The sequence below is a fragment of the Xylanimonas sp. McL0601 genome, from assembly GCF_049852175.1.
Taxonomy (GTDB): Bacteria; Actinomycetota; Actinomycetes; order Actinomycetales; family Cellulomonadaceae; genus Xylanimonas.
Genome location: NZ_CP187527.1, coordinates 3,071,738 through 3,086,935, shown reverse-complemented (window position 1 = coordinate 3,086,935; position 15,198 = coordinate 3,071,738). Strand labels below are relative to the sequence as shown.

Annotated in this window: 14 protein-coding genes; 5 read left to right on the top strand and 9 right to left on the bottom strand. The window is 72.8% G+C overall.

Translation table 11 applies throughout. The features are described 5' to 3' along the window. Nucleotides 1-37: 37 nt before the first annotated feature. The 7 genes from ACO4JP_RS14320 to ACO4JP_RS14290 all read right to left on the bottom strand — a co-directional run bounded on the left by ACO4JP_RS14320 (nt 38) and on the right by ACO4JP_RS14290 (nt 10,497). On the bottom strand, nt 38-1,690 hold the full coding sequence (locus ACO4JP_RS14320) for an ABC transporter permease (protein ID WP_425954651.1): 1,653 nt from the start codon (nt 1,688-1,690) through the stop codon (nt 38-40). Continuing rightward, a complete protein-coding gene (locus ACO4JP_RS14315) occupies nt 1,687-2,616 on the bottom strand; it encodes an ATP-binding cassette domain-containing protein (RefSeq protein WP_425954650.1) in 930 nt (309 codons plus the stop codon). The genes ACO4JP_RS14320 and ACO4JP_RS14315 overlap by 4 nt, the downstream gene beginning before the upstream one ends. Next, complete coding sequence (locus ACO4JP_RS14310) at nt 2,613-3,299, bottom strand: TetR family transcriptional regulator (RefSeq protein ID WP_425954649.1); 687 nt, start codon at nt 3,297-3,299, stop codon at nt 2,613-2,615. Before ACO4JP_RS14310 ends, ACO4JP_RS14315 begins: the two co-directional genes overlap by 4 nt. 88 nt (nt 3,300-3,387) lie before the next feature. After that, a complete protein-coding gene (locus tag ACO4JP_RS14305; protein WP_425954648.1) occupies nt 3,388-4,782 on the bottom strand; it encodes a nicotinate phosphoribosyltransferase in 1,395 nt (464 codons plus the stop codon). Nucleotides 4,783-4,890: 108 nt separating this feature from the next. Further along, nucleotides 4,891-5,799 (bottom strand): TIGR03621 family F420-dependent LLM class oxidoreductase, encoded by a 909-nt coding sequence (locus tag ACO4JP_RS14300; RefSeq protein ID WP_425954647.1) that lies wholly within the window; start codon nt 5,797-5,799, stop codon nt 4,891-4,893. 43 nt (nt 5,800-5,842) lie between these two features. Continuing rightward, complete coding sequence (locus ACO4JP_RS14295; RefSeq protein WP_425954646.1) at nt 5,843-8,299, bottom strand: GH36-type glycosyl hydrolase domain-containing protein; 2,457 nt, start codon at nt 8,297-8,299, stop codon at nt 5,843-5,845. Then, the gene (locus ACO4JP_RS14290; RefSeq protein ID WP_425954645.1) at nt 8,296-10,497 is read right to left on the bottom strand and encodes an NTP transferase domain-containing protein; all 2,202 of its coding nucleotides are present in this window, start codon (nt 10,495-10,497) and stop codon (nt 8,296-8,298) included. Before ACO4JP_RS14290 ends, ACO4JP_RS14295 begins: the two co-directional genes overlap by 4 nt. 152 nt (nt 10,498-10,649) lie before the next feature. On the opposite strand from ACO4JP_RS14290, the gene clpS reads away from it, so the two are divergent. From clpS to ACO4JP_RS14265, 5 genes are read left to right on the top strand one after another with little or no spacing between them, the layout of a single operon-like run. Continuing rightward, nucleotides 10,650-10,970, top strand: a complete 321-nt coding sequence (gene clpS / locus ACO4JP_RS14285) for an ATP-dependent Clp protease adapter ClpS (protein ID WP_425954644.1) — start codon at nt 10,650-10,652, stop codon at nt 10,968-10,970. Continuing rightward, a complete protein-coding gene (locus tag ACO4JP_RS14280) occupies nt 10,967-11,635 on the top strand; it encodes a DUF2017 family protein (RefSeq protein ID WP_425954643.1) in 669 nt (222 codons plus the stop codon). The genes clpS and ACO4JP_RS14280 overlap by 4 nt, the downstream gene beginning before the upstream one ends. A gap of 10 nt (nt 11,636-11,645) precedes the next feature. After that, nucleotides 11,646-12,452: a glutamate racemase gene (murI, locus tag ACO4JP_RS14275; RefSeq protein ID WP_425954642.1), complete on the top strand. Its 807-nt coding sequence runs from the start codon at nt 11,646-11,648 to the stop codon at nt 12,450-12,452. Then, nucleotides 12,449-13,303 carry an MBL fold metallo-hydrolase gene (locus ACO4JP_RS14270; RefSeq protein WP_425954641.1) on the top strand — a complete coding sequence of 285 codons (855 nt, stop codon included), beginning with the start codon at nt 12,449-12,451 and terminating at the stop codon, nt 13,301-13,303. Before murI ends, ACO4JP_RS14270 begins: the two co-directional genes overlap by 4 nt. Next, a complete protein-coding gene (locus ACO4JP_RS14265) occupies nt 13,303-13,719 on the top strand; it encodes a DUF3054 family protein (RefSeq protein ID WP_425954640.1) in 417 nt (138 codons plus the stop codon). Before ACO4JP_RS14270 ends, ACO4JP_RS14265 begins: the two co-directional genes overlap by 1 nt. Nucleotides 13,720-13,765: 46 nt before the next feature. Here ACO4JP_RS14265 and rdgB read toward each other — a convergent pair whose 3' ends face one another. Further along, entirely contained in the window at nt 13,766-14,434 is a 669-nt protein-coding gene (rdgB, locus tag ACO4JP_RS14260) for an RdgB/HAM1 family non-canonical purine NTP pyrophosphatase (RefSeq protein WP_425954639.1), read from the bottom strand. After that, a complete protein-coding gene (gene rph, locus ACO4JP_RS14255; RefSeq protein WP_425954638.1) occupies nt 14,431-15,189 on the bottom strand; it encodes a ribonuclease PH in 759 nt (252 codons plus the stop codon). Before rph ends, rdgB begins: the two co-directional genes overlap by 4 nt. Between the last annotated feature and the right edge of the window lie 9 nt (nt 15,190-15,198).

Genomic DNA, 15,198 nt, shown 5'->3' with positions numbered 1-15,198 from the left:
CGGCAACCGATGGTCGAGCCCGTCGAAACCAGGGGGATCAGGCCGGGACGACGTCCCGCCGCCGGAAGCGGTCGAGCCCGACCGCCAGGAACGCCGCCGCGACCACCGTCATCACGACGAGCGGGGTCCAGCGCAGCGGTTCGAGCGGGACGTACGGGGTCGCCGACCACGGCAGGCTGTCGAGCAGCCAGTGCGGCAGCCCGAGCGCGTCGCCCACGAACATCAGGAACCAGACCGCCGCGATCACGCCCCACGAGAGCGACACGGCGAGCCGCGGCAGGTACCCGAAGAGCAGCACCGACACGCCGACCAGCACCATGATCGCCGGCCAGTAGGCGAGCGCCGCCCCGGCGAGCCGCCCCGCCTGCGAGGAGTCGGAGACCGTCGAGCCGTAGGACGCCCCGAAGATCCCGCCGCCGACGACGAGAAGCACCGCCGACCCGACCACCGGGATCGCGAGCCGCTGGAGAGCCCACTTCATGCGCCCGATCGCCCCGGCGAGCTGCGGCTCGAGGATCGCGCCGGCCTCGTCGCCGCGGAGCGACACCGTCGACTGGACGGCGAACACCGCCACGACGAGCGCGATGAGCGAGATGAGCATCGACAGCAGCGCATCGACGGTCGTGCCGCCGATGAGGTCCTTGGTCGCCGATCCGGTGGCGTCCTTGAGCAGGTCCGTCATCGCCTGCACCACGGAGCCGAACAGGCCTGCGCACAGGACGACGGCGATGGCCCACCCGGCGATCGCCCCGCGCTGCAGGCGCAGGGCCAGACCCAGCGGAGACGCGAACCGTGCCGGCGCGGACGCCTTGCCCGGGCGGTCCGGGAGCAGCCCGGCCCCGTGGTCGCGGTGCGCCTCGAGCCGCCACGCGGCGGCGAGCAGCGCCACCGTGAGCACCACGAGGAGCAGGAGCGGCCACCAGCGGTTCGCGCCCCACGGCTGCATCTCCTGCCCCCAGCCGATGGGGGAGGCCCAGGTCAGCGCGCCGTTGCCCAGGTCGCCGACCATGCGCAGCACGTAGAACGCGATGACCACGATCGACCCGAGCGCGTTCGCCCCGCGGCTCGTGGAGGCGACCTGCCCGGCGACGGCCCCGACCCCGAGGCCGAAGAGCCCCACGCCCGTGATCGACGCGCCGAAGACGAGCGAGCCCATGACGCCGGCGCCCTCGGGGTCGAGCCCCATGCCGATGCTGACGAGCGCGGACCCGATACCGCCGACGACGCACAGCCCGGCGACCCAGAGCCACGCGGCCGCCGAGTGGGCGTGCAGGCCCAGCACGCGCGAGCGCAGCAGCTCGGTGCGTCCCAGCTCCTCGTCCGCCCGGCCGTTGCGGGTCACGAGGAACACGGCGCCCAGCGCGAGCGAGATGGCGACGAACATCCAGATCTTGGTCCAGACGGCGCCGCCGAGGGTGGCCGGGTTGGCGGCCAGGCCGGTGAGGGCCTTGATCCCGGGGTTGTTGCTGATCGTGGCGAAGTCGTCGAGCGACGCCTGCGTCGTGAACATCCCCTGGTAGTAGCGGATGACATAGCCGACCATGCCGATGACGAACACGGCCCACACGACCAGGCGCACGCGGTTGCGGCGCCAGAACAGGCGGCTCATGTCCCCGAGCGCGGCGAGGGTGTCCTCCGCGGGGCGCTGCCGGAGCCTGGTCTCGACAGGCTCGACCACCGAGGTAGTCATCGACGGACCTCCGAACGAGAACCGAGGGCGGCGAGCTCGTCGCCGTAGTGCTGCAGGAACAGCTCCTCGAGGGACGGCGGGTTCGCGACGAGCGACCGCGGGTGCAGCTTCGCGACCTCGGCGAGCACCGAGGGCAGCTCCGCCTCGTCGACGGCGAACGTGACGTGCTCGCCCGCGACCGCCAGGTCGTGGACGCCCGGGAGCGACGCGAGCCCGTCGGGGCCGCCGTCGAGCACCACCGTGACCGAGGTGCGCGTGAGGTGCCGCAGCTCGGCGAGGCTGCCCTGCTCGACGGTGACGCCGTCGCGGATGATCGTGACGCGGTCGGCGAGCTTCTCGACCTCGGCGAAGATGTGGCTCGACAGGAGCACCGACCGGCCTTCTGCCTTGACCTCGCCGATGGACTCGGTGAACGCGGCCTCCATGATCGGGTCGAGGCCCGACGTCGGCTCGTCGAGCAGCAGCAGCTCGGCCCGCGAGGTGAGCGCGGCGACGAGCGCGACCTTCTGCCGGTTGCCCTTGGAGTAGGTGCGCGCCTTCTTCGTGGGGTCGAGGTCGAACCGCTCGAGCATGTCGGCCTTGCGCTTCGGGTCGAGCGGGCCGGAGATCCGGCACAGGATGTCGATCGCCTCGCCGCCCGTGAGGTTGGGCCACAGGGTGACGTCGCCGGGCACGTACGCGATCCGCCGGTGCAGCGCGACGGCGTCGGCCCACGGGTCGCCGCCCAGCATGCGGACCGTGCCGGCATCGGCCCTCAGGAGGCCGAGCAGGATGCGGATCGTCGTGGACTTGCCGGCGCCGTTCGGGCCGAGGAAGCCGGTCACCTGCCCCTGCGGGACCACCAGGTCCAGGCCCTGCAGGGCGTGGACGCGGCCGAAGCTCTTGGTGAGGCCCTCGACCTCGAGGGCCGGCTGGATGCCTGTCATGGGACTTCCGTCTCCTTAGCGGGATGAGGTTCCTGGGCTTTGTGCGCCAGGTAGGTGTCGAGCACGTCGCTCGACGCGAACAACCCCTCGGTGTACAGCTCGAGGGTGGGCAGGATGGTCTCGTGCGACGGCGACGTGAGCATCGCCCGGACGAAGTCCTCCGGGGAGCTCGACGGCGTCGTGAGGAACTGCAGGAGAAGGGCGCCCATCGACTGCTCGACGAGGTAGCGCAGCCGCGCCTCCTCGTCGCGTGACGGTCGCACCAGCCCGGCGTCGAGGCTCTCCTTCATGATCCCGCGCGCCTCGTCGGTGAGCCGCACGAGGAACGTGCGCGCGGGCGGCCCGCCCGCGGCAAGCGCCCGCAGCATGTAGACGACCAGGACGGCCGCGTCGCCGGGGTCGGGCAGCAGGCGCAGCAGAGCGTCCGACGGCGCGTCGATCGCGCCGGACTTCAGCGCGCGGTAGCGCGCGAGCACCTCGGTGTCGCACTCGGCGCGCAGGGCGTCCTTGGAGCCGAAGTGGTGCGTGATGAGGCCGGGGGAGACGCCGGCCTCCGCCGCGATGGTGCGCACGGACGCGCCGAAACCGGCGCGCGCGAAGCAGTCGATCGCGGTGTCGCGGATCCGGGCCCGCGTTGTGGCCTCGGCGTCGTCGCCCGAGGAGAGGAGTTCCTCAGCACTCATGCGACCAGGCTATACATGTGTATAGCCCGTGGTCGAGACGTGGCGCGGGAAGTCTGACGATTTCTTGACGGGTACCCGCTGCCGGCCCTCAGAGCCGGAGCTGGACCGTCGGGATCGCGGGGTCGCCCGCGGAGAGGCGCCGGGCACCGCGGGGCAGCTCCGCCCGGGAGGCGCGGTGGGTGCGGGCCGCGGTCTCGACCCCGTGGGCGCCCACCCAGCGCGAGTCGACCGCGCCGTCGACGACGAGCGGCACCAGCAGGGGCCGCAGGTCGTCCGAGTCGGGCGACCACCGCACCACCTGCTGGTCGTCGCCGCTGATCAGCACCTCCTCGACCGCACGGCCGTCGGCACCGAGGCGCCGCGCGGCGCACTTGCGGCCGCCCTGGCTGGGCTTGCCGGCCGACGCCTTGGCGACGGGCTGCAGCACGCCCTGGCGGTCCGCGCGGGCCACGAGCTTGTAGACCATCCCGCAGGTGGGCGCCCCGGAGCCGGTCACGAGCGACGTCCCGACACCGTAGGAGTCGACCGGGACGGCGGCGAGCGAGGCGATCGCGTGCTCGTCGAGGTCGCTCGTCACCGTGATCTTGGTGGCGGTGGCGCCGAGCCCGTCGAGCTGGTGGCGCACCTCGACGGCGAGGCCGCCCAGGTCGCCCGAGTCGAGCCGGACGGCGCCCAGGCTGGTCCCGGCGGCCTGGATCGCGTTGATCACGCCCTGGCGCACGTCGTAGGTGTCGACCAGCAGCGTGGTCTGGGTGCCCAGCGCGGCGACCTGGGCCTGGAACGCGCTGAGCTCGTCGTCGTGCAGCAGCGTGAACGCGTGCGCGGCCGTGCCGATGGTCGTGAGGCCGTAGCGGTAGCCCGCCTCGAGGTTGGAGGTGCCGGCGAAGCCGGCGATGACGGCGGCGCGCGACGCCGCCACGGCGGCCTGCTCGTGGGCGCGGCGCGCCCCCATCTCCAGGCAAGGCCGGTCGACGGCCGCGCTGGTCATGCGCGACGCCGCGGACGCCACCGCGGAGTCGTAGTTGAGGATCGACAGGATCAGCGTCTCGAGCAGCACCGCCTCGGCGAACGTCCCCTCGACCTGCATGAGGGGCGAGCCGGGGAAGAACGTCTCGCCCTCCGCGTAGCCCATGACCGAGCCGGTGAAGCGGTACCCGGACAGGAAGTCGATGGTGCGCGCGTCCACCACGTTCGTCTCCTCGAGGAACGCCAGCTCGGCGTCCTCGAACCGGAAGTGCGGAAGCGACTCAAGCACACGCCCGGTACCGGCGACCACCCCGTAGCGGCGCCCGGGGGGTAGCCGGCGCGTGAAGACCTCGAAGACGCAGTGCCGGTGCGCGGTGCCGTCGGCCAGGGCGGCCTGCAGCATCGTCAGCTCGTACTTGTCCGTCAGCAGCGCCGTCGACGGGCGGGCCGTGGGGGGCAGTGCGGCCGGGAGGCCGCCGGAGGTCAGGGCGGCGCTGCCCCGGGCGGGCTCGGTCATCGAACCATCCAGATCTTCGAGAGACGTTCGGGCCAAGGGTAGGTCCTGGGGTGCGTCCGAGCAGGTCGAGGCACGGAACGTGTCACGCGTCGGACGCCGCCGCCGGAGTCAGGCCTCGGCCCCCCGCAGCAGGGGGATGACCTTCGCCAGCGCCTCGGCGGACGGCCGGTGCGTGGTGACGTACGTGAAGCCGTAGCGCTCGCGTGCGGCGAGCAGCTGGTCGGCGATCTGCTGCTCGCTCCCGACGGCGACGAACGGCGTCGTCGCGAGCAGCTCGGCCGGCGTCTCGAAGTCGTCGGCAAGCCGCGTCAGGGCGGCCTGGCGGTCGTCGGTCACCTTGACGTGCTGGAGGAGCACCGCGTGCTCGAGGTCGTCGAACGCGCGGTCCGCGGCGGTGGCCTCCGCCCGCGTGAACGCGATGCGCTCGTCGTACTCCTCGGCGGAGAGCATGCGGAAGGTGCCGAGCTTCGCGCCGCGCACCTGGCGCAGCCCCGCGTGCGCGACGACGTCGGCGCGGCGCACGGCGAGGCGCAGCAGCCGGTCGCTCGAGGCCCCGACCAGCACGCTCGGCCGCCGCGCGCGCAGCCCGCGCTCCGCGTCGTCGTCGCCGCTGCCCGCCGCCTGGGCGAGCAGCCCGTCGAGGTCCGCGAGGAACGCCTCCACGCGGGCGCAGCGCACGTCGAACGGCTCCCACGGGATGCCGGCCAGCTCGAACTCCGACCGCATGTGCCCGGCGCCGACGCCCAGCTCGAACCGTCCGCCCGAGAGCGCGTCCAGCGTCACGATCTCCCGTGCCAGCATCGCCGGGTTCCAGAACGGCACGTTGAGCACGTACGTGCCGAGCGCCAACCGCTCGGTCGCGGCCGCGGCGGCCGCGAGCGTGGCGAAGGGGGACAGGCGGACGCCCAGGTGGTCGGGCAGCAGGAGGGCGTCGAAGCCCGCGTCCTCCGCCCAGCGGGCGAAGGACGCGGCGTCGTCGACGGACCTCAGGTTGGTGCCGAAGCGAAAGGGGCGCATGCGCCCAACGTGCCAGGAGGCGGCGCCGGGCGCATGCGGACCCTCAGCCGAGCGTGACCTCGACCGTCACGGTCGTGCCGGGCTCCGCGACCGGCACCGCCGTCGTGCCGGAGGCCAGCTCGACACCGTCGACGGTGATCCGCCCGACCCCGTGCTCCACGTGCTCGGGGTTGCGCACGGTGATGTCGTAGACGGCACCGCGCCACTCGCGGCGCACCTCGAACCCGTCCCAGTCCTTCGGGATCGCGGGGTCGATCACGAGCCCGTCGAGCCCCGGCCGCACGCCGAGGATGTACTTGGTCGCCGCCGTGTACATCCAGCCCGACGACCCGGTCAGCCACGGGTTCTGCGCGAGCCCGAACCGCTCGTGGTCGCGCCCGTAGATGAACTGGACGTACGCGTACGGCTCGGCCTCGCGCACCTCGATGTTGTCGTTCTGGCGGGAAGGCAGGATCGAGTCGTAGAACGCCATCGCCTGCTCGCCGCGGCCCAGCAGCGCCTCGGCGATGATCGGCCAGGCGTTGGGGTGGGAGAAGATCGCGGCGTTCTCCTTGATGCCGGGGTACACGCGCGTGAGGAACCCGACGGTGTCGTCCACCTGCGTGAACGCCGGCCAGTTGAGGTGGTTGCCGTACTCGCTGGCGAGCAGCTCGTGGACGGCGTCCATGGACGCGATGCCGCGCTCGCGCGTGGTGATGCCGCCGATGACGGGCCATGCCTGGTGCTCGAGGAAGATCCGGCCCTCGGTGTTCTGGTCCGAGCCGATGAGGACGCCGTCGCGCGTGATGCCGCGGCGCCACCACCGCCCGTCCCACAGCTCCTTGTCGGCGACGTCGGCCAGCCGCGCCAGCTCGGCCTCGTACCGCTCGACGGCGTCCGTGCGGCCCAGCGGCGCCGCGAGCTCCAGATACGCGCGGATCGCCCACGCGTGCAGGAACGTCACCAGCGCGGTCTCGCCGCCGCCCAGGTTGATGCCGTCGTTCCAGTCGGCCCGCAGGCCCAGCGCCACGCCGTTGGCCCCGACCTGCTGCGAGGTGAAGTCGAGCGCCCGCTCGAGGTGCTCCCAGACCGTGCCGCTCGAGCCCTCGGCGTAGGTGAACTCCTGGGAGAGGAAGCCGACGTCGCCCGTCTCCTTGACGTACTCGCAGATGGTCGGCACCAGCCACAGGTGGTCGTCCGAGCACGTGTCCTCGAGCCCGTGGATGAGCGACGACCGGTCGCCGCGCGGCACGATCGTCGGCGACGGGATGTCCGGCAGCTTCGGCGCGTCCGGGTCGAAGTCGGCCGGGTCGAACAGGTGCAGGCCGTAGCCGGCCTCGGTCTGGGCGCGCAGCAGCTCCACGATGCGCTGGCGCGACTTGGACGGGTTGGAGTGGATGACGCTCATGCAGTCCTGGGCCGTGTCGCGGTAGCCCAGGCCAGTACGTCCGCCCACCTCGACGAACGAGGCGAACCGGGACCAGACCACGCACGTCTCGGCCTGGAGCAGCGTCCAGGTGTTGAGCATGGAGTTCATGCCGGCGTGCGGGGTGCTCACCCGAAGTCGCGCCTGCTTCTTGCGCCAGTAGTCGACCAGCGCGGCGTACTCGCGGTCGACGACGGCCGGGTCGGAGTACTTGGCGCGCATCGGCAGGCCCGAGTCTTGCCGGGAGCCGTAGCCGAGCAGGTACGTGAGCCGGGCGGACTCGCCCGGCGCGAGCGTGATGCGGTGCATCAGGGCACCGCAGTGGTTCTGCGTCGTGCCCTGCGAGGCCGAGCCCTGGCCGACCGACACGGCGAGCGGGTTGCGCTCGTCGCGGTAGGAGCCGACGAACGAGTCCCGCATCGCGTCGAACGAGTCGGGGTCCGCGCCCCCCGGTGCCGCCGAGGTGAAGTAGTGGAACGTCCACGGCTCGTAGTACGCGTCGACCTCGATAACCCCGTCCTCGTACGAGGCACCCTGCGAGTACAGCGACATCTGCAGGTTCTGGTTGTCGACGGTGATGGTGTGGAACGAGAACTCCACGTACCCGGTCACGGTGAGCGACCGCGGCGACGACGTCGTGTTGGTGAGCCGCACGTCCCACACCTCGAGGTCGTCCTCGAGCGGGACGAACACCGTCTGCGACGCGTCGATCCCGCGGTACGACGACTCGAACCGCGTGTAGCCCGTGCCGTGCGCGCTGGTCCAGCGGCCGGCCGAGCCGTCCTCGGGCACGGCCGCGCCAGGTTCCGTCAGGAACGGCTTGCCCACCGGCTGCCAGGAGACCGACCAGAAGTCGTTCGCGTCGTCGTCGCGCAGGTACACGTACTTGCCGGGCCGGTCGAGCGGCACGCCGTTCTGCCGGAACCGCGTGATGCGGCCCGTCTGGGCGGACTTGTAGTACGAGTAGCCGCCGCCGTGGTGGGCGACGACCGTGCAGAAGTCCTTGGTGCCCAGGTAGTTGGTCCACGAGACGGGGACGTCGGGGCGCTCGACCACGTACTCATGCGCACCGTCGTCGAACCTGCCGTATCTCATGCGGTCACGAATCCCTTCAGCCAGTCGAGCAGCTCGCGCGCCTTCTCGGGCGAGCCGGCCTCCGCCACCATGCGGAGCACGGGCTCGGTCCCGGAGAAGCGCAGCAGCGCCCACGCTCCGTCGTCGAGCACGATCTTGGTGCCGTCGAGGTGCGACACGCTCGCCACGGGGTACGAACCCAGGTGGGTGAGCGGCTCGGCCGCGAGCCGTCGCGGCACCTCGACGCGCATCTCGGGGGTGGCGGGCCAGTCGGCGTCCGCCAGGTAGAGGCGCCCGGTGACCTCCCAGATCTGCTCGCGCAGCTCCGAGATGGTCTTGCCGGTGCGGGCCAGCATCTCGGCGACCAGGGCGCAGGCGAAGATGCCGTCTTTGCCGAGGATCCAGCCGCGCACGGTGAGGCCGCCCGAGGACTCGCCGCCCATCACGGCGTCGATCTCCTCCATGCCAGCAGTCACGTGCTTGAAGCCCACCCGCACCTCGCGCGACTCCTCGCCGAAGTGGGCCGCCAGGCGGTCCAGCAGGTGCGTCGTGGCGAGGTTGCGCACGACTCCGCCGCGCTCGCCGCGCACCTCGTGCAGGTACCAGTACAGGAGCAGCAGCAGGTCGTTCGCGTCGACGTACTCGCCCTGCTCGTCCACGATGCCGATGCGATCGGAGTCGCCGTCGGTGGCCATGCCCAGGCTGTAGCGGCCGTCGCCGGCCTTGATGAGGCCGATGAGCGTGGACAGGCGCTGCAGGTCGGGCGCGGGGGCGATGCCGCCGAACAGCGGGTTGTGCTGCGCGTGGATGAACTCGGCCCGCACGCGCATGTCCGTGAGGATCGTGCCGAGCGTGCTCTGGCTGGTGCCGTACATCGCGTCCACGATGACCCGCAGGCCCGAGCCGCGCACCGCGTCGACGTCGATGATCTTCTCGATCGCGTCGATGTACGGCTCGTCGAGCTCGGCGTCGACGACGACGCCCGCCTCGCGCGCCCGCGCGAGGTCGAGCGTCACGACGTCCGTCACGTTCAGGGCGTTGGCCTCGTCCTGGTACCTGTTGGTCTCGTCGTCGAGGGGGAGCGAGCCGTCGCTCCGGAACACCTTCATGCCGTTCCACTGGGGCGGGTTGTGGCTCGAGGTGATGATGACGCCGTAGGCGGCCCCCAGGTGCGGGGCCGCGAAGGTGACCAGCGGGGTGGGGACGTCGTCGCGCAGCAGCGTGACCGGGATGTTGTTGCCGGCGAACACCTCGGCGGCCGCCTCGGCCGACTCGCGCGACAGGAAGCGGCGGTCGCCGCCGATGACCACGCCCTGGTGCTCGACCCCCTTGCGCGTCACCTCGTTGGCGATGGCCTGGCACAGCCGGCGCACGTTGGCGAGCGTGTAGCCCTCGCCGATGAGCGCGCGCCACCCGCCGGTGCCGAAGACGATCTGGGTGTCGGTGTTCTTCACCGGACGGAACAGGCGGGCCAGCACGATGTCGGCGGCCAGCGCGAGCTGCTCCGGGGTGTTGATGCCGCGCACCTCGGTGGTGTCGTAGATCTGGTACGAGTGGATCGAGCGGCCGCGGCCGATGATGCGGCGCGCCAGCTCGGTGAGCCGGTGCTCGCCGTCGGCGGCCATCGCCTCGAGCTCGCCGAAGAGCAGGCCCGGCGCGGCGGCGTAGGCGCCGACGTTGAGCTCCGCGCGGCCCGCGCGCGGCGCGCGGCGCTCGGCGCGGTCGCGGATCTCGATGATGGGCGCCTGGCCCGACGACGTCGCCTCGCGCACGACCTCGCCGTACTCGCCGTAGGCGGTGACGTCGTCGACGACGGCGGTGAGGATCGTCAGGTCGGCGTCCTTGAGCGTGAACCGGTGCAGCAGGCCGAGCAGCGAGTCCGGGCGCAGCAGCGGGGTGTCGGCGTAGGCGACCAGCACGCGCTCGGCGCCGAGCGCCTTGACGGCGTCGCGCGCGGCGAGCACGGCGTCGCCCGTGCCGCGTGGCTCCGCCTGCTCGACGTACACGTACCCGTCGCCCAGGGCCTCGCGCACCGCGGTGTCCCCGGCCGCGACGACGACGACCACGCGCTCGGGCGCGACGACGCGGGCGACCGTGCGGACCGCCGCCTCGACGACGGTCGAGTCGCCGAGCGGGTGCGTGAGCAGCGCCCGGGAGAGGTCGTCGTGGCCGGCCGCAAGGACGACGGCGGCGGTGGGGCGGGCTGTCTCGGACGCCATGGCGGTGCTCCCAAGGGTTGGGTGGAGCGTGTCGGATGAGCGTGTCACGCGAGATGCGCGGCGCTGCGGGACCACATTACGACAGGATCCTTCCAAATACACCCGGCGCCTGGGTGCGGCGCTGGCCGAGCACCATCCGTACGCTGGTCTCCGTGACTCTGACGACGGCACGACCCGACGCGCGCACCGCGGAGGAATCCGCGACCGACGCCGTGGCCTCGCTCGCCGACCCCTGGATCACCATCGTCTGGAACGACCCGGTCAACCTCATGACGTACGTGACGTACGTGTTCGAGAGCTACTTCGGCTACCCGCCCAAGCGCGCCCGCACGCTGATGCTGCAGGTGCACCGCGAGGGCCGCGCCGTCGTCTCCACGGGGCCCCGCGAGCGCATGGAGGTTGACGTGCAGGCCATGCACGGGTTCGGGCTGTGGGCCACGATGCAGCGGTCCTCCGAGGGGGACCGCGCGTGACTCCCTTCAGGGCCACCCCCGTCGGCTACGAGGCGTTCTGGGAAGAGGCCGAGCGGCGGGTGCTGGCCGGCATCGCGCGCGAGGTCGCTGCGATGCTGCGCGACCAGGCCGGCCTGCCCGAGCGCGACGAGGACGATCCCGCGGGCGCGCTCTGGGCGACCACGCAGACCACCGGGACGGAGCGCGTGCCCGACGACCCGGCCGCGCGCCGCCTGCTGCCCGACGCGTCCCGGGACGACGACGCCGTCTCGACCGAGTTCCGTCACCTCACCCAGACGGACATCGCCGCGGCCAAGGTGCGCGGGCTCGAGAGCTTCGCCGACCTGCTCGACGGCGGGCAGGACGACTACCTCGACACCGACGACGACTGGGAGGAGTCGGGCGAGCGCGCCGTCGTCACCGTCGGGCACGACGCCGCCCGCACGGTCGCGGCCGCGCTCACCGACGTGCGCCTCGTCGTCGCGCAGCGGCTGGGCCTGGAGACGGACGACGACGTCGAGGTGATGCACGACGAGGTGCTCGCCGACGTCGTGGTCGCGGACCCGGCCCGCGGGCTGGACGCCGAGGTGCGCCGCTACTGGGGCGGCGTGTTCGTCGCGGCAGGCTTTGCCCAGGAGTCGCTCGTGACGGCCATGCTCGACGACCTGCGCGGGAGGCGCGGATAGGCTGCCCCCCGTGACTGACGCTCCCATCGGGGTCTTCGACAGCGGCGTGGGCGGCCTGACCGTCGCGCGCTCGATCCTCGATCAGCTGCCCCACGAGCAGGTGCTGTACATCGGCGACACCGCGAACGCCCCCTACGGGCCCAAGCCGCTCGCCGCCGTGCGAGCGATGGCGCTCGCGGTGATGGACCAGCTCGTCGACGAGGGCGTGAAGATGCTGGTCATCGCCTGCAACTCGGCGGCCGCCGTAGCGCTCCCGGACGCGCGCGAGCGCTACGAGGTGCGGCGAGGCATCCCGGTCATCGAGGTGATCCGCCCGGCCGCGCGCCGTGCCGTCGTCACGTCGCGCAGCGGCCGCATCGGCGTCATCGGCACCAAGGCGACGATCGACTCCCGCGCCTACGAGGACGCGTTCCACGTCACGCCCGGGCTGACCATCACCACGAGGGCGTGCCCCGACTTCGTGCCGCTGGTCGAGAAGGGCATCACGTCGGGGCCGGAGATCCTCGCCGCGGCCCACCGTTACCTCGACCCGGTGCGGGACGCAGGCGTCGACACGCTGGTGCTGGGCTGCACCCACTACCCGTTGCTCGCGGGCGCGATCTCCTACGTCATGGGCGAGGACGTCACGCTCGTCTCGAGCGCCGAGGAGACGGCGAAGGACGTCTACCGCGTGCTGGTCGCGCGCGGCCTGGAGCGCTCGCCCGACGCCGGCGAACCGCAGCACCGGTTCTTCGCCACCGGGGACACCGAGTCGTTCGAGCACCTCGCCCGCCGGTTCCTCGGCCCCGAGGTGCGGCTCGTCGAGGCGGTCCCATGAGGCTGCGCACGCTCGGCGTCGCGGGGTCGGCGCCGCGGCCGGACTCGCCCGCCTCGACTTACCTGGTGCAGGTCCCGGCGGACGTCGTCGCCGCAGGCGTCGCGTCCGGCGTCGTGCCGCCCGACGTCGAGGTGCGCGACTGGGACGTCGTCGTCGACCTCGGCAACGGCGGGCTCGGGTACGTGCAGCGGCACGTGGCACCCCACGACCTGGACGCGGTCGTGCTCACTCACCTGCACCCCGACCACTGCGCGGACCTGTCCGGGCTGTTCGTGCACCTCAAGTACCACCCCGAGCGCGGGGCGATGCGCAGCGGCGTGCTGCCGCACCTGCCGGTGTACGGGCCGGCGGACGTCGCCGAGCGGGCCGGGCAGATGTACGGGCTGCACCCCGGCGAGACGATGGACGGGATCTTCGACTTCCGCACGCTCGCCGACGCCGTCACCCTGCGAGTCGGGCCGCTGGAGATCACGCCGCGGCAGGTGTTCCACCCCGTCGAGGCCTACGGGCTGCGGATCACCGGGCCGTCGTCGCTGCGCCGCGGCGAGCGCGTGGTGCTCACCTACACCGGGGACACGGACTACTGCGAGAGCGTCGTCGAGGTGTCGCGCGGGGCCGACCTGCTGCTCGCTGAGGCCGCGTTCGTCCAGGGGCGCGACGACGTCGTCGAGCCGGGCATCCACCTCACCGGCGGGCGCGCGGGCCGCGTGGCGGCGGAGGCCGGGGCGGCGCGCATGGTGCTCACGCACCTGCCGTCGTGGACCGACCCCGAGGTGGCGCTCGCGGAGGCGCGCGCAGAGTACGACGGGCCGGTCGAGCTGGCCCTGCCCGACGGCGTTCAGGAGGTGTGATGGGCAAGCCATCGAAGAGCGCAGGCCGCGGCCTCGCGCCGGCGAGCGCGGGCTTGGTGGCGCGTGCGGCGGCGTACGACCTGTCCGTCGTGCTGGTGTTCCTGCTGTTCGGCGCGGGGGCCCACGACTCGGCTTCCCGCGGGGCGGGGCACATCGTCGCGCTCACGGCGACGTTCCTCGTGGCTCTCGCGGAGGGCTGGGCCGTGACGCGCGCGTGGCGCTCCCCGGCGCGGCTGTGGCCGACGGGCGTGGTCGTCTGGCTGGTCACCGTGGTGGTGGGCGTGGTGCTCCGCGGCCTGCTGATCCCGGACGCGGGCTTTGCCCGCGGCTTCCTGATCGTCACGACGCTCTTCCTGGGCGTGACGCTTCTGGGCTGGCGCCTGCTGGCACGCATACGCCGCCCGGGGTCTGCCTAGCTCTTCCGCAGGCACAGGCCCTCGTGCGCCTCGCGCCGGCCGGGCGCTAGGCGAGCGCCTTCGCGATCGCCGGCGCCAGCGCGCGGAACGCCTGGCCGCGGTGGCTGATCGCGTTCTTCTCCTCCGGGGTGATCTCCGCGCTCGTCAGCGTGCCCGGGGTGCCGTCCGACGCCGGGGCCTGGCCGTCCGGGACCAGGATCGGGTCGTAGCCGAAGCCGTTCGTGCCTCGCGCGGCCTCGACCAGCACGCCGCGCATCTCGCCGCGGCGCACCTCCTCGACGCCGTCGGGCGTGACCAGCGCGGCGGCGCACACGAACCCCGCGCGGCGGTGCTCCGGCACCTGGATGGCGGAGAGCTGGCCGAGCAGCAGGTCGAGGTTGGCCTGGTCGTCCCCGTGCCGGCCCGCCCAGCGCGCGCTGAAGATGCCAGGCGCGCCACCCAGGACGTCGACCGCGAGGCCCGAGTCGTCCGCGACCGCGGGCAGGCCCGTCGTGCGGGCCAGCGCTCGAGCCTTGATCAGGGCGTTCTCCTCGAACGTCACGCCGTCCTCGACCGGCTCCGGGGCGCCGAGGTCGCCCGCGGTGACGACGGCGCCGTCGGGCAGCGCGTCCAGGCCCGGCTGCGAACGGAGGATCGCGACCAGCTCGACGAGCTTCTTGCGGTTGTGCGTGGCGAGGACGAGGCGCGCGCCGTCGGGCACGACGACGTCGCTCACCGGACCAGCTCCTCCGCGAGCGCCGCGCGCTGCAGCTCCGCGAGCTGCCCGTTGCCCGCGACCGCGAGGTCCAGGAGCACGTTCAGCTCGTCGCGGTCGAACGGGGCGTGCTCGGCGGTGCCCTGCACCTCGACGAACGTCCCCGAGCCCGTGACGACGACGTTCATGTCGGTGTCGGCGCGCACGTCCTCGACGTACGGCAGGTCGAGCATCGGGACGCCGTCGATGATCCCCACGCTCACCGCGCTCACCGAGTCGGTGAGCACCTGCTTGCCGCCCGTGACGTGGCCGTGCCGGCGGCCCCACGCGATCGCGTCGGCGAGCGCCACGTACGCGCCCGTGATGGCGGCGGTGCGGGTGCCGCCGTCGGCCTGGAGCACGTCGCAGTCGAGCACGATCGTGTTCTCGCCCAGCGCGCCGACGTCGATGATCGCGCGCAGCGAGCGCCCGATCAGGCGCGAGATCTCGTGCGTGCGCCCGCCGACGCGGCCCTTGACCGACTCGCGGTCCGAGCGCGTGCTGGTGGCGCGGGGAAGCATCGCGTACTCGGCCGTGACCCAGCCCTCGCCCGAGCCCTTCTTCCAGCGCGGCACACCCTCGGTGAAGGAGGCCGCGCACAGCACGCGCGTGCTGCCGAACTCGACGAGCACGGACCCCTCGGCGGCGTCGAGCCAGCCGCGCGTGATCTTCACGGGGCGCAGCTCGCCGGGGGCGCGCCCGTCGGCGCGGACAACAGGGGTGGCGGGGGAGGTCATGGGCACAGG